General features: G+C 71.2%; 27 protein-coding genes. 11 read left to right on the top strand and 16 right to left on the bottom strand.

What is annotated here, in order from left to right; all coding sequences use genetic code 11:
* Positions 1–22 precede the first annotated feature (22 nt).
* A complete protein-coding gene (locus tag ACIA77_RS42445; RefSeq protein ID WP_395891820.1) occupies positions 23–664 on the bottom strand; it encodes a YbaB/EbfC family nucleoid-associated protein in 642 nt (213 codons plus the stop codon).
* A 116-nt stretch (positions 665–780) separates the two neighbouring features.
* Between ACIA77_RS42445 and ACIA77_RS42440 the strand changes: the two genes are divergently transcribed.
* The 5 genes from ACIA77_RS42440 to ACIA77_RS42420 all read left to right on the top strand — a co-directional run bounded on the left by ACIA77_RS42440 (position 781) and on the right by ACIA77_RS42420 (position 4,520).
* Complete coding sequence (locus ACIA77_RS42440; protein WP_395891819.1) at positions 781–1,407, top strand: TetR/AcrR family transcriptional regulator; 627 nt, start codon at positions 781–783, stop codon at positions 1,405–1,407.
* Between the two features lie 153 nt (positions 1,408–1,560).
* Positions 1,561–2,793 (top strand): cytochrome P450, encoded by a 1,233-nt coding sequence (locus ACIA77_RS42435; RefSeq protein ID WP_395891818.1) that lies wholly within the window; start codon positions 1,561–1,563, stop codon positions 2,791–2,793.
* 18 nt (positions 2,794–2,811) lie between these two features.
* Positions 2,812–3,006 carry a ferredoxin gene (locus tag ACIA77_RS42430; RefSeq protein ID WP_395891817.1) on the top strand — a complete coding sequence of 65 codons (195 nt, stop codon included), beginning with the start codon at positions 2,812–2,814 and terminating at the stop codon, positions 3,004–3,006.
* Between the two features lie 133 nt (positions 3,007–3,139).
* Positions 3,140–3,661: a hypothetical protein gene (locus ACIA77_RS42425; RefSeq protein ID WP_395891816.1), complete on the top strand. Its 522-nt coding sequence runs from the start codon at positions 3,140–3,142 to the stop codon at positions 3,659–3,661.
* A 55-nt stretch (positions 3,662–3,716) separates the two neighbouring features.
* A complete protein-coding gene (locus ACIA77_RS42420) occupies positions 3,717–4,520 on the top strand; it encodes a TetR/AcrR family transcriptional regulator C-terminal domain-containing protein (protein WP_395891815.1) in 804 nt (267 codons plus the stop codon).
* A gap of 1 nt (position 4,521) precedes the next feature.
* On the opposite strand, the gene ACIA77_RS42415 is transcribed toward ACIA77_RS42420, so the two are convergent.
* The 7 genes from ACIA77_RS42415 to ACIA77_RS42385 all read right to left on the bottom strand — a co-directional run bounded on the left by ACIA77_RS42415 (position 4,522) and on the right by ACIA77_RS42385 (position 11,604).
* Positions 4,522–5,277 carry a class I SAM-dependent methyltransferase gene (locus ACIA77_RS42415; protein ID WP_395891814.1) on the bottom strand — a complete coding sequence of 252 codons (756 nt, stop codon included), beginning with the start codon at positions 5,275–5,277 and terminating at the stop codon, positions 4,522–4,524.
* 10 nt (positions 5,278–5,287) lie between these two features.
* Positions 5,288–5,527, bottom strand: a complete 240-nt coding sequence (locus tag ACIA77_RS42410; RefSeq protein WP_395891813.1) for a ferrous iron transport protein A — start codon at positions 5,525–5,527, stop codon at positions 5,288–5,290.
* Complete coding sequence (locus tag ACIA77_RS42405; RefSeq protein WP_395891812.1) at positions 5,524–5,754, bottom strand: glutaredoxin family protein; 231 nt, start codon at positions 5,752–5,754, stop codon at positions 5,524–5,526. The genes ACIA77_RS42410 and ACIA77_RS42405 overlap by 4 nt, the downstream gene beginning before the upstream one ends.
* Positions 5,751–7,895 carry a phage holin family protein gene (locus ACIA77_RS42400; RefSeq protein ID WP_395891811.1) on the bottom strand — a complete coding sequence of 715 codons (2,145 nt, stop codon included), beginning with the start codon at positions 7,893–7,895 and terminating at the stop codon, positions 5,751–5,753. The genes ACIA77_RS42405 and ACIA77_RS42400 overlap by 4 nt, the downstream gene beginning before the upstream one ends.
* Positions 7,892–8,485, bottom strand: a complete 594-nt coding sequence (locus tag ACIA77_RS42395) for a DedA family protein (RefSeq protein WP_395891810.1) — start codon at positions 8,483–8,485, stop codon at positions 7,892–7,894. The genes ACIA77_RS42400 and ACIA77_RS42395 overlap by 4 nt, the downstream gene beginning before the upstream one ends.
* Positions 8,482–9,270 (bottom strand): MBL fold metallo-hydrolase, encoded by a 789-nt coding sequence (locus ACIA77_RS42390; protein ID WP_395891809.1) that lies wholly within the window; start codon positions 9,268–9,270, stop codon positions 8,482–8,484. The genes ACIA77_RS42395 and ACIA77_RS42390 overlap by 4 nt, the downstream gene beginning before the upstream one ends.
* A gap of 111 nt (positions 9,271–9,381) precedes the next feature.
* On the bottom strand, positions 9,382–11,604 hold the full coding sequence (locus ACIA77_RS42385) for a germacradienol/geosmin synthase (protein WP_395891808.1): 2,223 nt from the start codon (positions 11,602–11,604) through the stop codon (positions 9,382–9,384).
* A gap of 279 nt (positions 11,605–11,883) precedes the next feature.
* Between ACIA77_RS42385 and ACIA77_RS42380 the strand changes: the two genes are divergently transcribed.
* Positions 11,884–12,195, top strand: a complete 312-nt coding sequence (locus tag ACIA77_RS42380) for a GNAT family N-acetyltransferase (protein ID WP_395891807.1) — start codon at positions 11,884–11,886, stop codon at positions 12,193–12,195.
* 27 nt (positions 12,196–12,222) lie between these two features.
* On the opposite strand, the gene ACIA77_RS42375 is transcribed toward ACIA77_RS42380, so the two are convergent.
* Positions 12,223–12,657, bottom strand: coding sequence for an SRPBCC family protein (locus ACIA77_RS42375; RefSeq protein WP_395891806.1), 435 nt, complete (start codon positions 12,655–12,657; stop codon positions 12,223–12,225).
* A gap of 273 nt (positions 12,658–12,930) precedes the next feature.
* Between ACIA77_RS42375 and ACIA77_RS42370 the strand changes: the two genes are divergently transcribed.
* Both ACIA77_RS42370 and ACIA77_RS42365 read left to right on the top strand, forming a co-directional pair.
* Entirely contained in the window at positions 12,931–13,947 is a 1,017-nt protein-coding gene (locus ACIA77_RS42370; RefSeq protein ID WP_395891805.1) for a S1 family peptidase, read from the top strand.
* A gap of 64 nt (positions 13,948–14,011) precedes the next feature.
* Positions 14,012–14,878, top strand: a complete 867-nt coding sequence (locus ACIA77_RS42365) for a hypothetical protein (RefSeq protein WP_395891804.1) — start codon at positions 14,012–14,014, stop codon at positions 14,876–14,878.
* Between the two features lie 89 nt (positions 14,879–14,967).
* Here the strand turns inward: ACIA77_RS42365 and ACIA77_RS42360 are convergent, their stop codons facing one another.
* Together ACIA77_RS42360 and ACIA77_RS42355 are read right to left on the bottom strand one after the other, a co-directional pair.
* A complete protein-coding gene (locus ACIA77_RS42360) occupies positions 14,968–15,813 on the bottom strand; it encodes a hypothetical protein (RefSeq protein ID WP_395891803.1) in 846 nt (281 codons plus the stop codon).
* A 13-nt stretch (positions 15,814–15,826) separates the two neighbouring features.
* Entirely contained in the window at positions 15,827–16,900 is a 1,074-nt protein-coding gene (locus ACIA77_RS42355; RefSeq protein WP_395891802.1) for an OmpA family protein, read from the bottom strand.
* Positions 16,901–17,411: 511 nt separating this feature from the next.
* Between ACIA77_RS42355 and ACIA77_RS42350 the strand changes: the two genes are divergently transcribed.
* From ACIA77_RS42350 to ACIA77_RS42340, 3 genes are all read left to right on the top strand, one after another.
* A complete protein-coding gene (locus ACIA77_RS42350; RefSeq protein WP_395891801.1) occupies positions 17,412–18,872 on the top strand; it encodes a carbohydrate kinase family protein in 1,461 nt (486 codons plus the stop codon).
* Positions 18,869–19,468, top strand: coding sequence for a GTP cyclohydrolase II (locus ACIA77_RS42345; protein WP_395891800.1), 600 nt, complete (start codon positions 18,869–18,871; stop codon positions 19,466–19,468). The genes ACIA77_RS42350 and ACIA77_RS42345 overlap by 4 nt, the downstream gene beginning before the upstream one ends.
* Before the next feature lie 71 nt (positions 19,469–19,539).
* Positions 19,540–20,295, top strand: a complete 756-nt coding sequence (locus ACIA77_RS42340) for an SDR family NAD(P)-dependent oxidoreductase (RefSeq protein ID WP_395891799.1) — start codon at positions 19,540–19,542, stop codon at positions 20,293–20,295.
* Here the strand turns inward: ACIA77_RS42340 and ACIA77_RS42335 are convergent.
* The 5 genes from ACIA77_RS42335 to ACIA77_RS42315 all read right to left on the bottom strand — a co-directional run bounded on the left by ACIA77_RS42335 (position 20,292) and on the right by ACIA77_RS42315 (position 24,136).
* The gene (locus tag ACIA77_RS42335) at positions 20,292–20,708 is read right to left on the bottom strand and encodes a VOC family protein (RefSeq protein ID WP_395891798.1); all 417 of its coding nucleotides are present in this window, start codon (positions 20,706–20,708) and stop codon (positions 20,292–20,294) included. The genes ACIA77_RS42340 and ACIA77_RS42335 overlap by 4 nt on opposite strands.
* A 46-nt stretch (positions 20,709–20,754) precedes the next feature.
* Positions 20,755–21,171: a hypothetical protein gene (locus ACIA77_RS42330; protein WP_395891797.1), complete on the bottom strand. Its 417-nt coding sequence runs from the start codon at positions 21,169–21,171 to the stop codon at positions 20,755–20,757.
* A complete protein-coding gene (locus ACIA77_RS42325; RefSeq protein WP_395891796.1) occupies positions 21,171–21,989 on the bottom strand; it encodes a heavy metal-binding domain-containing protein in 819 nt (272 codons plus the stop codon). The genes ACIA77_RS42330 and ACIA77_RS42325 overlap by 1 nt, the downstream gene beginning before the upstream one ends.
* Entirely contained in the window at positions 21,986–22,798 is an 813-nt protein-coding gene (locus ACIA77_RS42320) for a heavy metal-binding domain-containing protein (protein WP_395891795.1), read from the bottom strand. The genes ACIA77_RS42325 and ACIA77_RS42320 overlap by 4 nt, the downstream gene beginning before the upstream one ends.
* Before the next feature lie 99 nt (positions 22,799–22,897).
* Positions 22,898–24,136, bottom strand: coding sequence for a diguanylate cyclase (locus tag ACIA77_RS42315; RefSeq protein ID WP_395891794.1), 1,239 nt, complete (start codon positions 24,134–24,136; stop codon positions 22,898–22,900).
* Positions 24,137–25,203 lie beyond the last annotated feature (1,067 nt).

The following is a 25,203-nucleotide window of genomic DNA, read 5'->3' as shown; positions in this document are numbered from 1 at the left end:
TCGTTCTCCCTCGCCCGGGCCGTCACCAGGGCTGCATCTCGTCGTCGTCGCCGTCCACGCGGCGCCGGTGCGGGCCCGAAGGGCGTCCCGGCGGCTGCGGCGGAGCGGCGGCGGGCGGACCGGACTGCGGCGGCGCGGGCGGCATCCGAGGCGGCGCCGGCGGTGCCGGCGGCACAGGCGGAACCCGCGGTGGCACAGGGGGAACGCGCGGCGGCGCCGGCGGAACCGCACCGGCGGGCGGAACCGGGCGTCCGGGCTGCGGACGCTCGTCGTCCTCGGGCTCTCCCGGCTGCCGCGGCGCGTCCTGCTCCTCCGGCTCGTCCTCCGCCTCCGGCAGGAAGGACCGGACCACGCTCATCATCTCCGTGCCGCCCGCGAGCGGCTCGAGCGCGTCGGCGACTTCGCGCGACACCTGCCGCTGCGCCTTGCCGTAGGTCTCCATGATCGCGGCGGTGAGCTGAGCACCGCCGGACGAGCGCAGCGCCCGGTCGTCGATGTGCAGGTCCTTGAGCGCGCCGTTGGGGGTGACGGTCACCGACACCAGCCCGTCCGAAGAGCGCGCCTTGCCCTCGGCCGCGCCGAGTTTTTCTTGCAGCACCATGCTCTTCGCGCGCATGTCGGCCACCCGCCGCTGGAAGTCGTCCAGCCACTCCTGCTCGTCCACCGGGAAAAAAATATCGATCTGTCCCCCGTGTCGGGGTGAACCTCAGATGACGGGTCGTCGACGAAACGTGGCGGGTCGCCCGACACCCGGGCAGGTCAAGCGGTAAGAATGGGCACGTGCCGGAAGAGGTCCAGGTCAACGCCGGGCGTACGCGAAACAGGTGGGGCGAGGGCGATCGGCTGCGCGGGGAGATCCTCGACGCGGCCAGCCGGCTGCTGTCCGAGCTCGGTGGTGAAGACGGCCTGACGATCCGCGGCGTCGCCCGCGCGGTCGGGATCGCGCCCGCGAGCATCTACCAGCACTTCACCGACCGCGCCGCGCTCGTCAAGGGGTTGCTCGACTACGAATTCGCCCGCCTGCGCGCCGGGATGGAAGCCGCCGAAGCGAGCGAAGATCCCGAAGACGCCGTCGGCCGCGTGCGCGCGCTCATCCACGCCTACTGCCACTTCGCGATGGAGAACCCGGGCCACTACCGGCTGATGATGGCCAACGGCTCCACCCGGCCCACGCCCGAGGCGTACCCGCAAGGCCCGCTGCCCGACCTGATCGAGTTGCTGCGCGAAGGGTTCGCGCGCTGCGCCGCCGCCGGGATCACGCTGCGCGTGCCCGCCGAACGCGCCGGCGTGATCGCGTTCGTCGGCGCCCACGGCCGGGTCGCGCTGTTCCACAACTCGCCCGAACGAGGTGGCGCGGCCACGGTCGTGCCGTTCGTCGACGAGCTCGTTTCGCTCGTTTTCGCCTGACGCGCGGGCGTTTTCTCCCGTTTCCACCCGCCTGGTCTCGGCCGTCCCGGTGATCTTGTGCACGGATGTTGGCCAACTCTCCACCAGATTGCCTAACATGTGTTCGGTAAGTATCCGAACATTCGTTTGGTAACTCTGTGTAGGAGGAAGCCGATGTCGGAGGCTCTGTCCGCGGAGGCCGCGCCGGACGTCGTCGAGCCCGAGTACCCGATGGCGCGGGGGCGCTGCCCGTTCGACCCGCCGCCCGAGCTCGAACGGCGGCTGGCCGAGGAACCCGTGTCCCGGACGAAGATCTGGGACGGCAGTGAACCCTGGCTGTTCACGCGTTACGAAGACGTCCGCGCGCTGCTGCGCGATCCCCGCGTCAGCGCGGACCCCGGGCGGCCCGGCTACCCGCCACAGTCGCCCGGCATCGCCGCGCGCCGCAAGCGCGCCACGTCGTTCATCGGCATGGACGACCCCGAGCACGCCACCCAGCGGCGCCTGCTGACCGCCGACTTCATGGTCAAGAAGGTCGAACGCCTGCGCCCGCGCATCCAGCACATCGTCGACGAGCTGATCGACGAGATGCTGGCCGGGCCCAAACCGGCGAACCTCGTGGACGCCTTCGCGCTGCCGTTGCCGTCGCTGGTGATCTGCGAGCTGCTCGGGGTGCCCTACGCCGACCGCGCGTTCTTCCACCGCGTCAGCAAGGTCCTCATCTCCAAGGAGGCCACGCCGCAGCAATCGCTCGATGCCGTCGAGGAGCTGCTGGCCTACCTGCGCGGGCTGGTCGAGAAGAAGCTGACCGACCCGGGTGACGACGTGCTCAGCCGCCTGGCCACCGGACAGGTCGCGCAGGGGACCATGACGGCCGACGAGGTCGCGTCGATGGGGCAATTGCTGCTGGTGGCCGGCCACGAGACCACGGCCAACATGATCGCGCTCGGCACCGTGGCGCTGCTGGAACACCCGGACCAGCTCGACCTCGTGCGCGAGGGCGACCCGGCGCTGATCGCCAACGCCGTGGAGGAGCTGCTGCGCTACCTCACGATCGTCCACACCGGACGCCGGCGCGTTGCGCTGGAGGACCTGGAGGTCGCGGGGCAGCACATCCGCAAGGGCGAAGGCGTGATCGCCGCGTCCGACGCCGCCAACCGCGACGCCGAAGCGTTCCCCGACCCGGACAAGCTCGACGTCACGCGCAAGGCCCGCCACCACGTGGCGTTCGGCTACGGCGTGCACCAGTGCCTCGGCCAGCCGCTCGCCCGGGTCGAGCTGCAGGTGGTCTACAGCACGCTCTACCGGCGGATCCCGACCCTGAAGCTCGCGGTTCCGCTGGACGAACTCAACTTCAAGAACGACATGCTGGTCTACGGGGTCCACTCGCTCCCCGTGACCTGGTGAACGAGAGGACGGCAGACCGTGAAGGTGGTCATCGACCAGGACCGGTGCGTCGGGGCGGGGCAGTGCGTGCTCGCGGCTCCGGACGTGTTCGACCAGCGTGAGGACGACGGCATCGTCGTGCTGCTGGACGAGAACCCGCCGGAGGAGGTGCACGCGCAGGTGCGCGAGGCGGCGCAGATCTGCCCGGCGCTGGCGATCGAGCTGACGGACTGAGTCCACTGTGGATCATTCGTGCTGAAGCCGGCCGGGCGCCACACGGTGGTGTGACGCCCGACCGGGGAATGTCGGGGCCGGTGCGGCGCTGGCTAGGGTGACTCGTCCTGGTCAGCCGGGGAAGGGAAAACCCGTGTCGCTCCGCCGTTCCGTGCTCGTGGCGCTGGCCGCGCCCGCCCTGCTCGCCGCGGCCGCCGTGCCCGCCGCGGCGTCCACCGCGCCGATCCCGCCGTCGCCGCTGCGCTGCGCCGCGGTCGGCGAGGTCGCGCAGGCGCTGGACACCCGCGTCGGGGCGATCGTCGCCGGCATGGGCACCAACCCCAACGCGACGGCCAACCCGGTGGCCACGGCGTTCAACGACGCCACCGCCGGCCTCCCCGCCGCGCCCGCCACGGGCTGCTCCGCGGACCCCGCCGCGGCCGGCGCCGTGGTGCACTCGATCTTCACCTACGTGCGCTCGGTCAACGGCTTCGCGCCGACGCTCACGCCCACCGTCAGCCTCGTGGTCGACCCGAGTGTGAGCAACTTCGTGTACGCCGTGCAGACCGCTTCGCCGGGCACTTACACGGCGACGACGCACGCGATCTCGCCGGAGATGCGCGGCGAACTGCTGCAGGGCAAGTACGTGCTCACGGTCACCGCGCTGGGCTTCTGACCCCGGACAACGGCTCCCTTATGCTGTAAGGAGTCGTCGTCCGAGGGGGTTTCCCGTGGTCGTGTTCGCCGGGCAGGGTGACCCGCGCCGGTCGCTCGAGCTGTTGTGGCGCAAGGACGTCGCGCCACAGCGGCTGCAGAAGCCGGCGCCGGGGCCGAAACAGGGGCTGAGCGTCGACGAGATCGTGGCCGCCGCCGTCGCGATCGCGGACGTCGAGGGCATGGGCGCGCTGTCCATGCGGGCCGTGGGGGAGCGGCTGGGCCGCACCGCGATGGCGCTCTACACGTACGTGCCCGGCAAGACCGAACTCATCGACCTCATGTACGACCACGCGCTCACCGAGCTGCGCGACGACCACGACCTGTCCGCCGGCTGGCGTCCGGCCGTCGTCGAGCTCGCCCGGGAGCTGTGGGAATTCCACCTGCGCCACCCGTGGCTGCTGCAGGTGTCCTACGCGCGCCCGGTGCTCGGGCCGGGCGAGTTCCGCCTGCAGCAACTGGTGCTGCGCGTCCTGTTCGCCACGGGCCTGCCGGTCGCGCGGGTGCGCTGGCTCGTCGGCGCACTGCTCACCACCGTGCGCGGTTCGGTGCAGATCGCGGCCGAATCCCGCCAGGCGGCACGGGAAACCGGCCGGTCCGAAGAGGACTGGTGGTTTTCGCGCGCGGCCGTGCTGGGCGAGCTCGTGCCCGATCTGACCGAGCGCTACCCGCTCGTCGGCCGCCTCGGCGAGGACCAGACCCAGCTGCCCGATCCGGACGGCACCGAGCCCTACCTCGAACGCGAAGCGCGGCTCAGCCTCGAAGCCGGGCTGGAGCTGCTGCTCGACGGCATCGAAACCGCGATCGCGCGGGCGGGCTGAGTCAGGGTTTGCGGGCCTCGATCAGGAACCGCGTGGTCGTGGCGACGAACGGGCCGCGCTGCAACTGTTCGTGCAGGGCCCGCAGCTGCGGCAGGTACTCCTCGACGGTGAAGCCGGGGACCAGCCAGATCACCTTGCGCAGGAAGTAGATCACGGCCCCGATGTCGAAGAACTCCGTGCGCAGCTTCTCGAACCGCAGGTCCACGACCGCCAGTCCGGCGCGTTCGGCGCCGGCCCGCGCGTGGTCGGGGTGCCGGCTCTCGCGCACGTCGGCGGGCTGCGGCCCCAGGAAGTACTCGACGAGTTCGAACACGCTCGCCGGCCCGACCTGCTGCGACAAGTACGTGCCGCCGGGGCGCAGCACGCGCGCGATCTCCGCCCACCACGCCTTCACCGGGTGTCGGCTCAGGACCAGCTCGAACGACCCCGGCCGGAACGGCAGGGGTGGTTCGTCGGTGTCGGCGACCACGGTCGCGCCGCGCGGGTGCAGCAGCGCGCTCGCCTTGGCCAGGTTGGGCGGCCACGATTCGGTCGCTACGGTCAGCGGCGGCAGCACGGGTACGCCCGCGAGCACCTCACCCCCACCGGTCTGGATGTCCACAGCGGACTCGACGCGGGCGAGCCGTTCGCCGATCAGGCGCTGGTAGCCCCACGACGGGCGTTGTTCCGTCGCGCGGCCGTCGAGCCACGAGAAGTCCCAGCCCGCCACGGAAACCGTCGCGGCTTCGGTCACCAGGTCGTCGAAGGAGCGTGCCACGCCCCGATCGTCACAGGTCCGCGGGCGGCGGGCCACCCGATTTCGGCGCGCGGCGAGCCGGCGGGGGTGGCACGGGCTTCGCCGCCACCACGGCGTCGAGAGGCACCACCACGAGCCCGCGCTTGGTCTCCACCGTGCACGTGGTGGCGTCGCGATCGCGCAGCGGACCCAGCGCGTCGGTGAACCCGCCCTCGACCCGGTACCGGACGACGACGCGCGTGCCCAGCGGAATCTGCTCGAGCGGGGTCACAGCCGGGCCGACAGTTCTTCGTCGCTGGGCTCCACGAGGTGCGAGCCGTCGGCGAACACGATGGTCGGGATGCGCCGCGCGCCGTCCTGCAGCGCCCGCACCAGCTTCTCCGCTTCGGGATCGGCCTCGACGTCCACGTAGTCGTACTCGACGCCCGCGGAGTCGAGCAGCGCGCGGCTGCGCTTCACGTCGGGGCACCAGCTCGCGCCGTAGACCACCGGGTTCACGAAGCCACCTCCGAAGTTTCCGTCACCTCGGTGAGCGCCGGGGTTTCTTCGTGCACGCCACCGGGTTCCGGGTGGCCCAGGAACGTCAGCCAGTCGCGGAACACGTGGTGCACGGCTTCCGCGCCGACGGGCTCACCCGGCGCCGGCAGCTCACGCGGGTACAGGATGAAGCCGCGCTGCTGCGGCCCGCCGAGCGCGCCGTGGGACCCGACGTGCCGTTCGAACGGCGACGACTGGTCCGACTCCGGGTCGTACCGGCTGTTGATCATGATGTCCGCGCAGTGCGGGAACGCGTCGACGCGCTTGATCAGCTCGTCGGCGTACGGGCCGTACTCCGTCAGCGGGTCCTCGCCGATCACGACGCCGGTCGCCAGCCGCTTGAGCCCGTCGCGGCCGAGCACCACGGGCCCGAACTCGGAGCTGTGCACGAGCATGAAACCCACGCCGTCGTGGTCGACGAGCGTCGGCAGCAAGTCGGGGTACTCGCGTTCGATCGTCTCGAGGTTCACGCGCCCCTCGTGCTCGGTGAACGACACCATCGCCAGGTGCCCGGACACCACGCAGACGACGCCGGGCGCCACGCGCGTGACCTCGCCGGGTGACCCGCTGGTGGTGCGCGGCCGGTTGCCGGCGCATTCGGCGTCCTCGACGCGGGCGCGCAGCCGCCGCGCGATCAGGCCGCCGGTCGTGGTCGCCTCGGCGAGCGCGGCGTTGACCTGCCAGCTCTCGGCCTGCCGGCGCTTGCCGTGCTCCGCGACGGGCGAACCGCCGCACAGCCGCCCGACCAGCGCTTCCATCGTCTCGCCGAAGCGGTCGACGAACGCCTGGCCCTGCGTCTGGCCGTGGTCGGACAGCCCGACGACGTGGTAGCGCCGCGGCGCCAGCCGGCTCGCGCGCAGCAGCCGCGCGAACTGCTGGTCGATCGAGCGCAGCACCTCGAGCGTGTCGAAGCGCTCGATGCCGGAGTGGTGGGCGACCTCGTCGTAACCGAGGAAATCGGCGTAGACCACGGGCCGGCCCGCGAGCATGTCGCCGATGATCGCGGAGACGACGACGTCGCGCGCGATCACCGTGGTGCCGGGGCGCGCGAGCGGGTAGATGCCGCCGCGCGGGATCCGCGGCACCACGCCCGCGCGGCGCTGCCGCACGGAAGCCGAGATCTCCCGGAGCACGTCCACGAGCGCGACGCCGAACGTCCGCAGCACGTTCACGGGGTTCGCGAAGTACGCGCGGTACCCGGCGCCGACGCGGTCGTGGCTCGGGCCGCGGACCTTGCGCGGCACCAGGACCGGGATGGAGCTCATCGTGAGGCTCACGTGCTCGGCGTCGCCGGAGAACAGGTTGCCGTGGCTGGCGCCGTCGCCGGCGAGCAGGCCGCGCCCGTCGGTGTGGCGGCGTTCGATCTCGGCCGCGTCGCTCGGGTGCGCGCACGCCATCACGTGGTCGCGGTCCTTCTCGTACCAGCGGAAGCCGAGGATGTCGTGGTTCGACCCGTGCAGGATCCCGCACACGCTCGCGCCGGTCTGCGAACTCCAGTCGGTGTGCCAGCGCGTGAGCGAGTGGGTGCCCTCGTTCAGCCAGGCGGCGAACGTCGGCATGTCCCCGTCGCGCACGGCGCGGCGCACGGTGTCGTAACCCAGCCCGTCGATCTGCAGGAAGATCACCCCGGGCGGTTCCTCGGCGAGGTCGGTGCCGGGCGCGTGCCGGCGCCGGCGGCGGGCCGCGCGGCGGAAGAAGATCTCGTCCTCGTCCACGGCGAGCGCACTCGAGATCACCGCGCCCACGGCGGACATCACCACGGTGATCACGACCGCCGAGCTGAAGCTGTGCAGTTCGACGCCCGGCACGGCCTGCAGGATCGCCAGCGTCGCCGCGCCCAGGAAGAGATACGTGCCGACGCCGAGCGTGAAGTACGCGATCGGCCAGGCCACGCGCACGACCAGCGGCCACACCACGGACGTGAGCAGGCCGAGGATCAGCGCGCACACCGTCGGCTGCCACCACGAAGCCATCGAGAACCCGTCGAGCCACAGGTCGAGCAGGCGCAGCACGCCCGTCACGGCGGCCCAGACGAGGACCACGCGGGCGATGACCCGGCCGCCGCCCAGCAGGCGGCCCTTCCCCGGGGCGGGTGTCGTCACTGATGTCCTCCCGTTCGTTCCGCGGCCCGCGTCCGCAGCTTGCTGATCACCGTCAGCAGCACGGTGACCAGCAGCACCAGCACGGTGGCGAGCAGCGAGGCGATCAGCGGCGAGTCGAAGATCCCGCCGCTGAGGATGCCGAGCAGAGAATAGGCAACGGCCCACAACACGCAGGCCACGAGCCCGGCGGGCAGCAGCTTGCGCCACGGGTACCCCAGCGTCCCGGCCGCCAGCAGCACCGGGATGCGCCCGGCCGGCACGAGCCGTCCGATCACCACGAGCTGCCACCCGCGCCGGGCGAACTGCTCGCGGCCCTTCGCGAGGCGCTCGGCTTGCTGACGCCGCTCGACCCAGCGCAGCAGGGCTTCACTGCCCATGCGCGGCACGGCGAACGTCAGCACGTCGCCGAGGTAGGCGCCGGCGATCGCCAGCAGGATGACGATCGGGAGCGAGAGGTGGTCCGTCGTGGTGGCGACCGCCGCGGCCGCGCCCACCAGCGCTCCCGTCGGCACGATCGGGATGACCGAGCCCAGCAGAACTCCGCCGAACAGCGCCGGGTAGCCGATCGCCGACGGGTCCGCCCAGTTCACGCCCGTTCCTCGGCCGCGGGCAGCGCGACCGCCGCGCCCGGCCGGGTCAGCAGCACGTCCGTCGGCAGGCCCAGCGCGCGGACCCGCTCGGCGAAGAGCTCCGGTGGTTCGACCAGCAGCTTGCGCATCCGGGGCGTCAGGTGGATGCCCGGGACGGCGAGGGTCCCCCAGTGCACCGGCACCACGGCCGCGGCCTTCAGCAGCCCGGCGGCGTCCGCGGCGCGTTCCGGGGTGAGGTGCCCCGGGCCCAGGTTCGGTCCCCAGCCCCACACCGGCAGCAGGGCGACGTCGACCGGCCCGAGCTCCGCCATGCCGTCGAACAGGTCGGTGTCGCCCGCGGAGTACACCCGGGAGTCGCCCGCCTCGAGCAGGTGGCCGAGCGCCGGGCTCTGCGGCCCGTGCGTGAGCCGCGGGCCCCAGCGGTGCCCGGAGTGGACGGCCTCGGTCGCGGTGATGCGCAGGTCGCCGTCGACGATCGTCCCACCCGGCTCGAGCTCGGTGAGGTTCGTGAACCCGCGTTCGCGCAGCCAGCCCGCCGAGCCCTTCGGCACCACGAGCTCGGCGTCGCCCAGCAGCCGCAGCGACGGCAGGTGCAGGTGATCACCGTGCAGGTGGGACACCAGGACGACGTCGGCTCCCCGCCACGTCGCCGGGTCCGGCAGTGGCGCCACTCGGGTCAGCGGGCCCACCCGCTTCGTGAGCACCGGGTCGGTCAGCACCACCCGGCCGCCGAGTTCCACCCGCGTCGTCGCGTGGCCGAGGAAGTGCAGGTTCAAGCCTCTCACGTCACCGAGTATCACCCGCTGTCGTCCGAAACGCCCGCAAGCGTGGCCGGATGCACCCTGTCGAGGCCCGGCCCGGGCAGGGTGGTTGCACAACGTTCCCGGGCTCGGGAGTTACCGCACGGCGGGCAGGATCGCGGAGATCCGCAACGCCTCCGTCCCGATCCCAGTCGGGCCGAAGTCGACCGGCCGCGCGGGCTCCGGCACCCCGGGCCGCCGCCGGATCTCCTCCTCGGTGTAGCGCGCGCAGTTCTCGTGCCAGTTGAGGATCCCGGCCAGCCAGTCCTTCAGTTCGTCGGCGTACGCCGTGAGCGCGGCCCGGACCTCGTCCGCCGGCGAGTAGTCCTCGAAGAGCCCGGGCAGGCCGACGTCGACGGCGTGCTCGAACTCCTTCAGGCGCGCCGCCATGAGGTCGGCGACGACGTCGAACGCCGCCTGCTCGCCGACGTCGAGGAAGTTGCGCACCACCAGCACGGCGTTGTGCAGCTCGCCCTCGTACTGGATTTCCTTGCGGTAGGAGTAGACGTCGTTGAGCAGGCACGCGTAGTCCATGGCCGAGTGCTCGATCGCCTGGATCGTGCGCGTCCGGTAGAGCTCGGGCGGCACCAGCCGGCCGTGGGAGAGCCGGGACAGGCTCATCGTCAGGTCCGAACCGAAGGTCTTGCGGCGCATCTCGACGTAGTCGATCGGGTCGGGGATCCGGTTCTCCGCTTGGTTCGCCAGCTCCCACAGCCAGCTCTCGCACATGTCCACCACGGACTTGCGCAACGCCACCCGCGCTTCTCCGTCCATCGGCCCGGCGGTGCGGTGCCAGAGATCGGCCAGGCCGGCCTCCAGCGGGCTCTCCGGCGGCGGCATCGGCTCGTCGTCCAAGGGCAGGAAGAGCTTGAAGCGCTCGGTGGTGACCTTGGCGGCCGGCAGGTTGCGCGGTGCGCCGAAGACCACGGGGTAGTAGTCGTCGCCGTAGGTGCCCCAGGCCAGCCACGCGCTCGTGAGGTCGAGTTCGCCGGCCGAAGCGTCCGGGTGGATGCCGGCGGCGCACAGCGGCAGGTCGATGGCGCGCAGCTTGCGCTCGTCCCACACCACGCCGTCGAGGATGCCCATGGCCCGGCACCAGTCGACGACGTTCTCGCGCGCCCCGGCGAGGTGCGAGCTCAAGCGCAGGTCGAACGGCAGGTGGAGGTCGGGCCACTCGATCGGCCCGACCACCTCGTAGGGCCGGTGCGAGAAACTGCGCAACCGCTGCGGCGCGGTCGACACCAGCGACGAGAAGATCCGCGCCGCCGACGTCCCCAATCCCGTCGGGCCGCCAGGCAGCTCAGGGTCGCGCTTGCTCAGCGCGCCTTCGTTCATGTACCGGCTCGACCGCAAGTGCCACTCGTGGCCGCCGGATTGCCAGTCCTGCAACCCCTTCACGTACGCGAACGTCTCGGCGCGGCCGGCCGGGTCGACGCCGTGCTCGTCGAACAGCGCCGGCACCTCGGTGAGCGCCGTGTGCTCGAACTGGTGCAGCCGGGAGGTGAGCAGGTCGTTGACGGCGTCGGCGGCTTCCTGCGTGGTGCAGCCGAGGAACTTCTCGAACACGAGCACCCCGTTGGACAGCTCGCCCTCGTCCTCCACCTCGCGCTGGTAGGAGAACAGGTCGTTGCGCAGGTGCACGGCGTCGGCGAAGCAGTCGCGCAGCACCTCCATCGGGCGCGCCGCGGCGATGGCGTCGGGCACCTCGGCGTGCACGGAGTGCTCGATGAGGTTCGCCGACCACGGTGCGCCACCGACCTTGCGGCGCATCTCGATGTACTCGATGGGGTTGGCGACGCGGCCCTCGTTGATGTTCGCGAGCTCCCACAGCGATTCGTCGAGCAGGTTGCGGGTGCTTTCCACGAACCGCCGCCGCCAGCCTTCGGAACGGTGGGGCACCGTGCGGTTCCACAGGTCCTCGAGCCCGCGCTCGACCGGGTTCTCGGGGGTTTCCACGATCTCGCCGGTCACCGGCATGAACAGCGCGAGCCGGTCGAGGTAGCCGCGGGCGCTGTCGATGTCGCCGGTGCGCTTGAACAGCTCGAGGAAGTGGTCGTCGAAGTAGAACACCCAGACGTACCAGTCGGTGATGAGGTCGAGCTCCGTCGCGCCGGCGTCCGGGTGGGTGTAGGCGCACAGCAGCGCGTAGTCGTGGGAATCGAAGTCGTGCTCGTCCCAGATCACCGTGCCGTGCTGGGGGACGTCGATCATGTCCATGGTGTGCGCCCACGCCTTGCTGTGGTCCCGCGCGCCCTCCAGGTGCGGGTTCAGCCGGGCCGGGTAGGGCATGTAGAACTCGGGCAGAACGAACGGCTGCACAGCGCGGCCCTGGCCTTCCCAGTCGTGGTCACCGACCCCGTGAGGCAACCAAAAACCACGGTGGGCCCGAAAGACTCGCCACGGCCTTCCACTCGAACGCGCCCGGCGGGTCGCCCGGGCAGCCCAGCCCGGATCACCCCAGGGTCGATCCCGGGCGCCGGACCGTCAGTCTTCGGTGAAGATCAAGCCGACATCCGTGAACGGGCGCGAGCCGCGCGGTGGGAAGTACGGCAGTGTTGGCGGCGTTGACTCGCATGCCCCGACTTCGAGGAGAGACGAATGAGCGACGAGACCCGCGTGGTCCGCAACGACGAGAAGCACCGCTACGAGGTCTACGCGGACGGGCAGCTGGCCGGCTTCACGCAGTACCTCTCGCGCGGTGACCAGACGGTGTTCACGCACACCGAGATCGACAAGGCGTTCGGCGGCCGCGGGCTCGGCACGACGCTGGCGCAGCACGCGCTCGACGACGTCGTGGCGCGCGGTGGTGTGATCGTGCCGGTGTGCCCGTTCATCGCGGCGTACCTGCGCAAGCACACCGGGTACGAGGACCACGTGCGGTGGCCGGAAGGCACTTCCGCCGCGCAGTGATGTTTCACCCGGGAGTCCGTTGTGGACTCACCCGAGCCGGTCGGCGAGCACACCCGCGCGGGCGAGTTGCACCGCGCGGGCTTGTGACGCCGCGAAGCGCAACAGGCCCGGCGGTGCGTGCAGCCGCAGCGTGTCGGTGACGCGCGTGCCGCCGCCGTCGGGCTCGAGGTCGAACCGGTAGCCCATGCGCACGCCGCCGGGGGAGACGACCTCGCCGTGCACCGCCGTCGAACCGGTGGTGCGGATCGTCACGGCGATCCGGTTGTCGTGGCGCAGGAACCCGAGGAAGCGGAACCGCTCCACGGCGGTGTAGCGCGTGAGCCCCGCTTCGCGCACGACGTCGCGCACTGCCACGACGAGCGGGGACAACCCCACGTAGTTCGCGGGTTCCGCGAGGTGCGCGGCGACGTCAGCCGGCGCCGCCGCCACGGTGAACACGCTGGTGAGTTCGGTGTCGGGCACCCGCGGACCTTAACCGGAAGCCACGTTCCGCGATTGCCGCCCGGGGGTGAGTGGGTACGTCATGCCGACGACCGGTGCACGGGTGCGGCTGTTCGGCGTAATGGACATCGGCCGAACGGTCGTGCGCGGTCTGATTTGCCGGATTGACTTGGTTATTAACCAACCTTCGTCGGTGGTGCGTTGGTTGCCCGGCAACAAATAGTGAGGGAGTCCCACCGTGGTTTGCGCGAGCCGCTCGCGCAGGATCCATCCAGCACCCCTGGAGGAAATTCGATGACTTCCCGGAAAACGTTCGCCGCGGGCTTCACCGTGTTCTCCGCGGCAGCGCTCACCGCCGGCCTCTGCGTCAACGCCGCGTCGGCCAGCCCGCTGGCTTTCGCCCAGATGCAGGCGCAGGCCATCACCCAGGCCACGCAGGTGGCCGACAGCCTCGGCCTGTCGAACGGCGGTATCTACCTCGACCGCGGCAAGGCCGTCGTCAACGTCACCGACGCGGTCGCGGAGCAGAAGGCCGAGGCCGCCGGGTACGCCACCAAGCTGGTGAAGCACAGCTTCGCGGCGCTGACCAACGCCAAGAACAGCATGGACGCCGTGAAGAACGTGCCCCAGACCGCGTGGGGCATCGACACCAAGAACAACCAGGTCGTCGTGAAGATCTACGACGCGGCGTCGAAGGCGACCGCCGACAAGGTCACCGCGGCCGCCGCGAAGCTGGGCGACGCGGCCCGCGTCGAGCACCGCTCCGGCAAGCTGGCGACCTACATCGCCGACGGCGACTCGATCACCAACAACCAGGTCATCTGCTCGCTGGGCTTCAACGTGACCAAGGGCGGCGAGCCGATGATGCTCACCGCCGGCCACTGCACCAACGAGGGCGGCACCTGGTCGGGCGGCGACGTCTCAGGCGCCCAGATCGTCGAGAGCGACTGCCCCGGTGCGGACTCCGGTCTGCTGACCCGGCCGAACGGGTCGGGTGACGGTGCGATCAACACCGGCCAGGAGATCACCAGCGCCGGCACGCCGACCGTCGGTGAGCAGATGCAGAAGCAGGGCCAGACCACCGGTGGCGGCAGCGGCGAGGTCACCTCGGTCGACGAGTCCGTGAACTTCGACGTGGGCGTGCTCAACCACGAGTTCGGCACCACCGCCCACACCGACCACGGCGACTCGGGCGGCCCGGCCTACGACGGCTCGAAGGGCCTCGGCACCCTCTCCGGTGGCGACACCCAGACCAGCTACTTCTACCCGCTGACCCTCGAGCTGCAGTCCTACGGGCTCGAGCTCGCCTGATCGTCCGCTTCGCCGCAGGCCCCTCCACTCGCCGGGTGGAGGGGCCTGCGCCATGCTGGGGGTCATGGAGCCGAACGCGAGCCTGGCCAGGCGGTTCTGGGCGGCGCTGGAGCCGGTGCACGCCGTGGTCTACTTCGCGCCCGAGCCGGCGCAGGCCGCCAAGACCGTGGGCCTGCGCGGCTGGTGGATGGGCTACTTCGCGGGCCGCGCGGCGCCGCTGGGCCCGATCGGTCCGGGCCCGGTCACGGCGATGTTCTACGGTTTCGCGCCGCGGATGGTCGCGCGGGCCCTGCCGGACGCCTGGGCGTTCGCCGGTCCGGAAGCTGTGCTGCGAACGCGGATCGCCGCCGTGGAAGCCGCATTGACGCGGGTGCTGCCCTCGCCGGAGCAGGGCGGCGACGGGGTGCTCGAGCTGGTGGAGTTGCTGGAACGCGCCGTCGCCGGCTGCCGTTTCGACGGCCGTCCGCTCGCGGCCGCCTGGGCCGCCGTGCCGCCGCCGGACCGCCCGCTCGCCCGCCTGTGGCTCGCGACCTGCGCCCTGCGGGAACACCGCGGCGACGGCCACGTGCTCGCCGCCGTTTCCGCCGGCCTCTCCGGACTGGACGCCGCCCTCACCCACATCGCGTCCGGTGCCACGACGCGCGAGGTCGTGCAGAAGGCCCGCGGCTGGACCGACGACGAATGGGCCGCGGCCTCGGAAAGCCTGCGCTCGCGCGGCCTGGTCGCCGCCGACGGCACCCTCACCCCCAGCGGGGCCGAAGTCCGCCGCGACGTCGAGGAACAGACCGACCACTTGGCCGCCGAGCAGCTCGACGCCCTCGGCCCGGACGCCGTCGACCGCGTGCTCGCACTGGCCGAACCGCTCAGCCGCGCCGTCGTCGATGCTGGCGGCCTGCCGATCCCCAACCCGATGGGTGTCACGCGGCCCTGAACCCGCGCCGGACGTGAAAAAACCCGCGGCTCGGTTCTCGAGCCCGCGGGCCGTGCGGTGTCCGCCGGGGGTGGCGGACACCGCCGTCCTCAGTCGGCCGGGGTGGTGGCGTTGCGCCCGCGCAGCAGGTCGTACTGGCAGCGCAGCTCGTGGGCCTCGTCTTCGTAGCGGCGCTTCGCCTGCAGGTACGGCCGGACCGTCTCGCTGTAGTGGCGCAGGTCGTCCTGCTCCAGGGAGCCGTCGCGGAAGGCCGTCCAGAAGACGAGCGTCGCCGAGACCACCATGACGAGTGCCACGAGCACCGCCAGCAGCACGGCCAGGTCCGACAGTCCACTGAGGACACCCTCGGTGTACACGCGGACGAACATCACCACGCCCATCAGCGCCACCAGCAGTCCCACCGTGACGAGGCTCAGTTTCGCGCCCGTCGACAGGTCCCGCCAGACCAGCTGGCGGCGGTGGTTCTTGTGCTGGCGCGTGTTGTGCCCGAGGTGGTGCAGCGCGGTCGCCGCGCCGCCCGTGGCGAGGATCGAAATCACCACGCTGATCGCGAGCGGCAGGCCCCACGGATCGCTCCAGTCCACGTTGAACACGGAGCTGGCCAGCCACAACATGATCGGCAGGTCGACGATCGTCACCGCGAGCAGGGTGAGCACCCTCGTCAGCCGGTTGACGCGGCGGTGGCGCAGGCTGCCGCGCACCTGCTCGAGCTCGATGAGGTCGTCGATCAGGTCGGCCTTGGCCTGGGCCTCGGCCACGGTGAGGTTCTGCCCGTTCGGCCCGACCACGTGCTCGTCGAGGACCCGCGCGGTGTGGTACCCCAGTTCGTGGATCCGGGCCAGTAGCCGGTCCTGTGCGGCGGTGGTGCTGCCGATGCGCCGTTCCGCGGGAGGCCGCGGCGTGGGCAGGTTACGGGTTTGATCGGTGCTGGTCATGAGCCTTGCCTCCTCAGTACGTGATCTCGACCCGGCGCATCCGGGTCGCCGCCTGTTCGTCGAACCGGCCGCCGAGGACGGCCGTCGTGCCGGGCTGGGTGCCGATCCCGGCGACGTCGAGGGGGTTGGTGACACCGGACGCCTTGAGCGCCCCGGCCACCGCCTGCGCCCGCAGCGCGGCGAGCTGCTGGCGGCCCGCCGCGGTGGAGCCAGGCGGATCGGCCGCGTAGCCGCGGACCGTCACCGGCGCGTCGGGCCGGTCGGCCAGCCGCGCGCTGATGCTTTCGGCCAGCGACCGCAGCAGGTCGCGGGCCCCGGCGGACAGGTCCGCCGAATCGCCGGCGAACCCGAGCGCGCTGTCGGCGACGGTCGTGCTGATCCGCCCGCTCGGGCCGACCACCGACTCCACACCCGGCACCGGCACCGCGGGTGTCGCGATCGTCGCCTCGGGCCGGCGCACCGGCACCCGCGACTGGTCGACGTCGCACGACGCCGCGCCGGCGGCCTGGCAGATGGCCCGCCAGTACGCGCCGAGCTTGTCGCGTGCGGGCGTGGGCAGCGGCGGCTGCGCGCCCGCCACGGCGCCGAGGCCGGTGAACAGCACGTGCCAGCCGCCGAGGTGCGGTAGCTGCCCGGCCGTCTTGAGCTGCTTCGCGATCGTGGCCGGGTCGGCGTTCCAGCCGACCTGCCGCAGGTCGAACGCGCCGGCCGTGGACAACCCGAAGCTGACGACGACCAGCGTGCCCGGGTCGATCCCGCGCACGGCCTGGTCGATGCCGCCGAGCAGGTCGAGCCCGGCGCGGTGCGCGGCCGTGGCGCCGATGACGTCGGCGGCCAGCTGCACGTTCTTGTCGATCAGCGCCGGCCGGTTCAGACCGTGCTCGAGGGCGCCGTCCGCGCGCCGCGGTGTGAGGAGCACCGACGGCACGTCGCCGCCGTCCGCCGCGGACACGAGTGCGACGCTGCTCTTCCCGGAGCCCTGTGCGGACGCGTCGGTGCTGTTCGCGGCGTCGCGGAGGATCTTGAGGGTGGCGGCGGTGGCGAACGGCTTGGGCTCGTTCGCCGTGCCGCTGACGACCACGACCACGCGGTCGCCACCGGTCGGGGTGAAGCTGCGGGCGGGGATCGCGCACCCGGTGAGGAGAAGTGACAGACCTCCGACGGCAATTGCCGCCCGGGTGTACTCTCTGCGGCGTGCCTGCGTGCTTCTCGTGGAAACCCGCCGCATGATGGGAAAGGCGGGGACTTCGACCAGTCGGGCCGGTTGTGCCGGCTTCGCGGACCTGGGCTTCATGACGACCTCCCGAACGTCGATGAGCAGCGCCAGAATGACACTTGCCAGAGTCGAGCGTCAATTGCCTGAACCACGTCGCCACTTGTGGTCCGACCAATTTTCCCCGGCGCCGTGACGTCGGGTCACCGATGGCGGCCGAACGGGGAGAGGACGGACCTCGAATGGTCCAGTTTCACGCGGGTTTCCGGCGGGTAAGTGCCGCTCCGCGCGGTGAGCGATGCGGCATTGGGGTGACTTTCGCGGCCCTTATGCAAATGCCAGGGGTAGGGGAGGCAATTGCCGTGAGAGGGGATACGCTGAGGTGATGGCGACGGTCGACGGCATCCTCAACGCCTTCCTCGGGTTGCGCAAGCGGAGCGGCCTCACGGTCGAACGCCTCGGCTCGACCGAGGTCGATGTCAGCCGGCTGGTCGCGCTCCCCGCTGTGCAAGCCGTCGTTTCCGCCGGCACCCCCGTGGAAGAGGCGATCGTGCGCGTGGTCGCCGACGCCGTGCGGAACCTGTCGCCCACCGACCTGATCGTCGCCGACGCCGTGCTCGCGCTCGGCGTGCTGCGCGAACGCGCCGGCGACGCGCCGGAACTGGCCGGCCTCTACGCCGACGACCTCGGCGAGCGCCGCTCCGCCCTGTCGCGCAACTGGACGCGTCTCCACGCGCTGCTCGACGCCGTCCCCGCGCCGCCGGTGATGTCCGTGCGCAGCCTTCGTGGTTCGCAGGAGGCGCAAACGCTCGAGCGGCTGGCCGAACTGTGCGCGGGCGCGCCGCAGGCCGCACCCGCGCGGCCCGGCCGGCGCCGGCGTGCGGACGCCAAGTCGGTCGTCGTCGTGGGCGGGGCGGTGATGGACCACGTGTGGGTCGTCGACTCCGTGCCGAACCCCGGCCGGTCGACGCAGGCGCGGTCGTTCCGCCGGCACCCCGGCGGCAAGGGCCTCAACCTCGCCGTGGCGCTGCACCGGCAGGAACTCGATTCGCGGCTGATCGCGTCGGTCGGTGGCGACGACCTCGCGCGCGCGATCGTTTCCTACCTCGACGAAGCGGGCTTGCCGACCGATCTCGTGCAGGAAACGCCCGGCGCGAAGACTCCCACCACGGCCGTGCTCGTCACCCAGAGTGGTGATGCCAGTTACGTGGGCTGGATGAACGACACGCAGGTCGGACTGTCCATAGCGGATCTCCACAGCCCCCCGATCCAGGACGCGCTCGCGAGCGCCGACGCAGTTCTGGTGACGTTCGAGCCCTCCGTCGAGGTCGTGAAGTGGTCACTCGCGACGGCGGGCGCTCAGCGTCACAAACCGTTGGTACTGCTGCAACCTTCGCCGCCGATCTCGACTCCGCAAGCCGTGTACCGCTACCTCGGGGGTGTCGACTACGTCGTCGGCCGCGAGTGGGAGCTGCGGCGGCTGCTGTCCGATCCGAACGGTCCCGGCGACGTCGACGCGGTCGCTCAGCAGCTGTTGAACCTCGGCGTCCACGCGGTCTGCGTCGTCGAAGACTTCCGGTGTAGGCTCCGCACAGTCACCTCGAGCCGGGACATCGAAGCCCCCGCTGTTCCGCTCAACGACACCCCGGCTTCGCGTGAACGATTTTCGGCAGCGCTCATACGAAAACTCTTGGACGTAGGTCGCGACTTCACTGAAAAAGCGCTGGATTACGCCGTTGCTGCAATGACCGCCACCCTTTCCATCGAAGAGTTCACCGACTCGGCGCCTGATGTCTTGCAGGTCGACCGGGCGCGGGAGCGACAGAGCCTGGAGTACGAGTCGTGACCTCTGAAGGCGTGCGGACGCACGAGCTGCACGGTACGGACGGTGCGTTCACCGTCTACGTGCTCGATGACGTCCCCGGGCCGAACCCGCCCGCCGCCGCTGTGTTCGGCGACGTCTCGGACGACTGCCTCGTGCGCGTGCACTCCCGGTGCCTCTACGGCGAGATCTTCGAGTCGAACGACTGCGACTGCCGCGAGCAGCTGCACAAATCGCTGGAGCTCATCCGCGAAGCGGGCTCCGGCGTGCTGATCTACCTCGACCAGGAGGGCCGCGGCGCGGGGCTGGGTGTGAAGGCCCGCGGGTACGAGGTCAGCCAGCTGCTCGGGCTCGACACCTTCGAGAGCTATGAGCACCTGAACGTGCCGGCCGATACGCGGACGTACGAGCACGCCGCGCGCCTGTTGTCCGTGCTGCAGCTGGAACGGGTGCGGCTGCTGACGAACAACCCGGCCAAGGTCGCCGCGCTGGAGGCCGCGGGCATCATCGTGAAGCCCGAGCGGCTGGTCGTCGACCACCCCGGTGAGCACACCACGCGCTACCTGCAGGCCAAGGAGCGCCACGGCCACGCGATCGTGCCCGCCGCCACGGTGGCCTGAGCCCGCTGTCGATCGGCGGCTCTCTCGTTCGACGCACGGGTGAAGGCAGTGACCCGACGAGGGGAGAGCCCATGTTGCTCGCAGGAAAGAACGCAGTCGTCTACGGCGGTGGCGGAGCGATCGGCGGCGCCATCGCGCGCGCGTTCGCGGAAGAGGGCGCGCGCGTCTTCCTCGCCGGCCGCACCCGCGCCAAGCTGGACAAGGTCGCCGACGACATCCGCGCCGCCGGTGGCCAAGCCGACGTCGCCGAGCTGGACGCGCTCGACGAGCAGGCCGTCGACGCGCACGCCGACGCCGTGGCGGCCGCCGGCGGCAGCCTCGACGTCTCGGTGAACGTCATCTCCCACGGCGACGTGCAGGGCACTCCGCTGCTGGAGATGTCGCTGGCCGACTACGAACAGCCCGTCGTCACGGCCGTGCGCACCACGTTCCTCACCGCGCGCGCCGCGGGCCGCCACATGAAGCGCCAGGGTTCCGGCGTGATCCTCGTCTTCGGCGGCGACGGCGACCCGGTGCGCGAGCACTCCGTCGGTGGCCTGCAGGTGGCGTTCCACGCGCTGGAGGCCATGCGCCGTCAGCTCGCCGCGGAGCTGGGCCGCTACGGCGTCCGCACCGTGACGCTGCGGACGGGCGGCGTCCCCGAAACCCTGCCGGCCGACTTCCCCGCCGCTGAACAGCTCGGCGCCGAACTGGCGAAGTCCACGATGCTCGGCCGCGCCGCCACGCTGGCCGACGTGGGTGCCGTCGCGGCGTTCGTCGCGTCCGACCGCGCCCGCACCATGACCGCCGCGACGGCCAACATCAGCTGCGGCGCCCTGGTCGACTAGTCCTTCCCGCGCGCGGAGATCTGCTGCACCGCCCACGCGTTGCCGTCGGGGTCGGTGAAGTGGATGAACCCGATGTTGTCCAGGTCCTCGGGCCGGCCCGTACCCGGGTCGGGCCCGAGGAGCTGGATCTCGCTGACGTCGACCCCGGCGGCCACGAGGGTTTCGCGTGCCTGCGGCAGATCGGCGACGACGAGCTGCAGACCTTTCAGCGAGCCGGGCGGCATGGGCGGCACCACCCCCTCGCCGATGACGATCGAACAGCCCGAGCCGGGTGGGGTCAGCTGCACGACGCGGTTGCCGGGCCCGATGACGGTGTCGTGGTCGACGCGGAAACCGCAGCGTTCGGCGTAGAAGGCCTTGGCGCGGTCCACATCGGACACGGGAACGATGACGACCTCGAGTGTCCAGTCCATTCTCGAGTTCTAACCGGGCATACCGGGCAGGTCAAGGGTCGGCGGTTCAACCACCCAGCAGCCGCGACAGCGCTTCGCGGGCTTTCGCGTCGCGCGAGGCCAGAGCCTGCAGCTCCTCGGCGAGCACGGTCACCCACTCCTCGACCCCGGCCTCGCGGCGGCTGATGACGACGCCGCGGACGACCTGGCGGATCTCGGCCGTCACGCCGCCGGACCGGGCGGCCGTGAGCACGAGCAGCTGGTGCGGCGTCGACACGCGCACCTCGACCGGCTGGCCCGTCCGGCCGGCGACGCGGTCGGCGAAGCTGCGCCGCCGGTCGATCTCGACCATGCCCGGCGGCAGCGCGTCACCGAGCGTCTCCGACAGCACGCGGGAGTAGGACTCGACGTCGGTGCGGTCGGCGCGCAGCGCGGCCACCAGCAGGTGGAACTCGCCGGCCGGGCCGAGCTCTGACCCGGCCATCAGTCGGTGAGCGGCAGCACGAGCTGCGGCTTGGTGATGTGGTGGTCGGGGCGCAGCGGCTTCACGGCGGTGCCGATCGCGAAGAACTCCGTCGTGTGCCCGCCCCAGCGGTGCGGCAGTGACAGCAGCTGCACCCCCACGATGCCCTCGGCGTGCAGTTGCTCGGCCTCGGCCTGCATGCGCGACATCGCCAGCTCGCGCGCGTCGTAGAGGGCCTCGGTGTACTGCGGGATCTCCACGTTCTGCCCGATGTTGCTCATCGCCTGGCGGAACCGCTGGTGCGCGATGTGGTAGACGCACGTGCCCATCACCATGCCCAGCGGCGCGTACCCGGCCTGCACGAGCGTCCAGAAGTCCTGGCCGGACAGGTCGGAGGTGAACGGCTTGCCGGTGTTGTTGCGCCACTCGCCGGGTTCGTCGGCCTTCACGGCGGTGCCGACGGCGATGAACTCCGCCAGGTCGCTGCCGAACTCCTTGAACTCGATCTCCAGCCGCACGGCGACGATCCCGTCGGCGCCGAGCAGGTCCGCTTCGGCTTCCATGCGCGTCATCGCGAGCTCGCGCGCGTGGTACATCGCGGCCGAGAGCCGGTCCATCTCCTGGTTCTTGCTCCAGCGGCCCATCTGGAACCCGACGTGGTAGATGCTCGACCCGAGCACCAGCCCCAGCGGGCGGAACCCGGCTTCGCGCACGAGCAGGAACTCGTTCACGCTCAGGTCGGAGGTGAACAGGCTCGTCGTTTGTCCCGGCCGCATCTCGGCGAGCCGGCGCATCGCATCCTCGGGGATGTGCTGCGCGGCGGGGTCCGTGGTGGTCACTGGGCCTCCTTCATCCGGTTCAGCGGCAGGATGGTGAGCGCGGACGTGGGTGCGACCCGCCCGCGGTGGAAGCGCGCGATGGCGGTGCCGAACACGCTCGACACCCCCGCCACGGCCACCTCACCGAGCTGCCAGGTGTCGAGCGCCATCCTCGACACGATCGCGCCGTCGGCGCCGATGGCCTGCACCGACTTGTGGAACTGGGCGCGCGCGTCGGCGCGCACCTGGGTGACGAGCCGGGTGTGGGCGTCGACCTCGACGTTCCCGGCCCACATCGTGGTCTGGTACTGCATGTTGTAGTCGAACGTGGTGTGTGCCGAGATGCCGATCGCGACGCCCGCGGGCACCCAGCCGGCCTGCATCAGCTTGCCGACGTCCTGCCCGGGCAGCTCCGTGGTGAACACGTGCCCCGGCCGCTGTCGCGTCTCAGCCCGCACGGCGGTGCCGAGGGCGACGAACTCCTGCATGCTCTCGTCGAGCCTGGTCACGGACGTGGTGATGCCGAGGACGCCGTCGGCGCCGATGGCGTCGGCCTCGAGCCGCAGGCGGTCGAGCGCGACGCGGTAGCCCTGGCGCAGCGCGTCGGCGTAGATGACGGCCTGCTGGTTGGGGGTGACGCCGAAGCCGGAAACCCAGCCGAGCCGCTCGACGACGCACCCCATGACCTCCCCCACGGGGGTGAATCCGGCGACTTCCGCGCCGACCGCCGCGGGGACGCTCAGCAGCGAGGTGCGCAGGCCGGAGGAACCGGCCCGGTCGACGCGCGCCCGCGCGACCGGCGGCAGCCCACGGCCATCCCAGTCGGGCACTCGGACCTCCTCGCGGGCCTCGGCGGGGCCCTCACGTCCATCGTGGCACGACGGGGAAGGCGCGTCGGAACGAGAAGGCGGGGTTGTCCGGAACGTCCGTCAGTGTGTGGCGGGCTCCACTCGGTTGCGTCCTGCCTGCTTCGCCCGGTACAGGGCGGTGTCGGTGGCGACGAGCACGTCGTCGACGCCGCTCAGGTGCTCGGCCGGGTACATCGCGCAGCCGATGGACACCGTCAGGTCGCTGATCACGGTGTCGCGCTCGGGCAGGGCGACGACGACCTGCGGGATGCGCCGGCGGATGCGGTCGGCGAGGTGGCTCAGGTGCTCCATGGTCGGCACGTTCGGCAGGATGATCGCGAACTCCTCGCCGCCCCAGCGCCCGCAGATGTCCTGCTCCCGCACCTCGCTGCGCAGGGCGATCGCGATCTCGCGCAGCACCAGGTCGCCGGTGGGGTGGCCGTAGGTGTCGTTGATGGCCTTGAAGTGGTCGAGGTCGAGCAGGAGCACGCCGACGGTGCCGTTGCCGGTGCGGGCGCGCTCGAGGTACTGCTCGGCCAGCGTGCGCCACCAGCGCTTGGTGGCCAGGCCCGTGGTCACGTCCGTGCGGGCGTCGCGCTGGAACTGGGCGAGCAGCAGGCCGCGGTGCAGGGCCACCAGCGCCACGACGACGCCGACCAGCACCAGCGGGTTGGCCAGCAGCAACAGCGCGGCGGTGACCAGGCCGAGGCCGATCGCGCCCGCTTCCAGCAGCTGGTCGCCGAAGCCGGCGAACAGGTCCGACAGCGACCGCGGCGGGCTCGACAGCGCGATGGCGACCATGACCAGCGCCGTGTTGATGGCCCAGCGCAGGGCGGCCGCGAAGATGATGACGACCAGGTCGGTCAGGCCCGGCAGGAAACCGGCGGCCGGCACCCCGGGGTAGTGGTGCATGCCGAGCGCCAGCACGGCGACCGCGGCCTGCGTGCCGCACAGGACGGTCGCGGCGGAGAAGATCCAGCGGTGGGGGAGCACCGGCCGTTCCCGCGGCCAGACCCGCCACCACGCGACGGCGTAGGTGAACACGACCATCGCCGTGGCCAGCACCGCGGGCAGCGCCACGACGGCCGCGATGCTCCACACGGCCTTCGTGTCGACGTACGCGACGGTCGGCGCGCGGTTGTACTCGCGCTGGCGCTCGATGTGGCGCGTGGCCTCGATGGCCACGGCCGCGCACACGGCCAGCACGCCGAAGCGGATCAGGTCCACCTGGTGCACCGGCACCAGCCACGCGGTGCTCAGCGCCGCGGCGACCGCCACGAAGTTGACGAGGAGCACATAAGTGCGGACGTAGGGGGGCAACCGCCAAAGGCGCCAGCCCGTGAACCATCCGGCAGACCGGTTTGCTCGTCCGCGCACTCTTCACCTCACCCGGTTGGCTTCTACCGTAAACGACGAGGCGCGCCGTGTGCCGCCCGTCGTCCGGACTCTGGGAGTCGGCCGGGGAATTTCGCCCGGACAGCCCAGCGGCCGGACGGCGCAGAGGGGAGGTGACCACTGTGTGTAGCGGTGGCCCGCCGTGATTCCCGAGTGGACCTGGGATTCCGCGGTCTCCGGCCACACCGCTGCTGACGTGCGACAACCACGTTCGGTGACGCGCGGGCGCGGCATAATCCCCGGTCGCCGCGGCGTCCGCGACCGTCTGCGACGGGTTGGTGGTGGGTTTCTTGCGGCGGATCCCGTGCTCGATCCGGGTTGGTCTGGACCCTTCAGCTCGACCTGAGGTCGAGGGTTTCCCTGCTGCTTCGGGAGGAGGTTCCGCTGGGCGAGACAACAACCGGTGCGCCGAGTCGTTGGTGCGGCTGGGGTTACGGGCCGGCGTGCCCGCGAGTTCCTTGGTCCGTGCGGTTTCGGTGAGTGAGAGGAGGTATCTGCGATGCAGGACAACAACTGGTGACCTTCGTGGTCGGTAAATCCCTGTCACGGAAGGAGGTTCGACTGTGTGTGACAACAACTGGTGACCCTGCGTTCCCACCGGCCCGGCCCGGAGAGGAGGTGGCTGACGTGCGCGACAACAACTGGACCCGCTGATCCGACCGGCTGACCACTGCGACCCGAGAGGAGCGAACCCGTGCGCGACAACAACTGGTGATCCGGCCCTGCGGAGGTTTCAGCGAGTGAGAGGAGGTTTCCGAGATGCAGGACAACAACTGGTGAGTGAGTACGACCGGCACGCCACTGGGCGAAGGGAGGTCTGGCTGTGCGCGACAACAACTGGGCCCGCTGATCTGACCGGAAGACGACTGCGACCCGAGAGGAGTGGCTCGATGCGCGACAACAACTGGTGAGTGAGTACGACCGGCACGCCACTGGGCGAAGGGAGGTCTGGCTGTGCGCGACAACAACTGGGCCCGCTGATCTGACCGGAA

The organism is Amycolatopsis sp. NPDC051903 (genome assembly GCF_044452505.1).
Taxonomy (GTDB): Bacteria; Actinomycetota; Actinomycetes; order Mycobacteriales; family Pseudonocardiaceae; genus Amycolatopsis.
The sequence above is the reverse complement of the archived record's forward strand: the minus strand, read 5'-3'. Positions and strand labels throughout refer to the sequence as shown.

Excerpts from the sequence above, each read along its gene's own strand:
- ACIA77_RS42365 (WP_395891804.1), top strand. The coding sequence starts at position 14,012 with ATGGAGCCGAACGCGAGCCTGGCCAGGCGGTTCTGGGCGGCGCTGGAG.
- ACIA77_RS42370 (WP_395891805.1), top strand. The coding sequence starts at position 12,931 with ATGACTTCCCGGAAAACGTTCGCCGCGGGCTTCACCGTGTTCTCCGCG.
- ACIA77_RS42330 (WP_395891797.1), bottom strand. The coding sequence starts at position 21,171 with ATGGCCGGGTCAGAGCTCGGCCCGGCCGGCGAGTTCCACCTGCTGGTG.
- ACIA77_RS42350 (WP_395891801.1), top strand. The coding sequence starts at position 17,412 with ATGGCGACGGTCGACGGCATCCTCAACGCCTTCCTCGGGTTGCGCAAG.
- ACIA77_RS42360 (WP_395891803.1), bottom strand. The coding sequence starts at position 15,813 with ATGACCAGCACCGATCAAACCCGTAACCTGCCCACGCCGCGGCCTCCC.
- ACIA77_RS42335 (WP_395891798.1), bottom strand. The coding sequence starts at position 20,708 with ATGGACTGGACACTCGAGGTCGTCATCGTTCCCGTGTCCGATGTGGAC.
- ACIA77_RS42340 (WP_395891799.1), top strand. The coding sequence starts at position 19,540 with ATGTTGCTCGCAGGAAAGAACGCAGTCGTCTACGGCGGTGGCGGAGCG.
- ACIA77_RS42435 (WP_395891818.1), top strand. The coding sequence starts at position 1,561 with ATGTCGGAGGCTCTGTCCGCGGAGGCCGCGCCGGACGTCGTCGAGCCC.
- ACIA77_RS42380 (WP_395891807.1), top strand. The coding sequence starts at position 11,884 with ATGAGCGACGAGACCCGCGTGGTCCGCAACGACGAGAAGCACCGCTAC.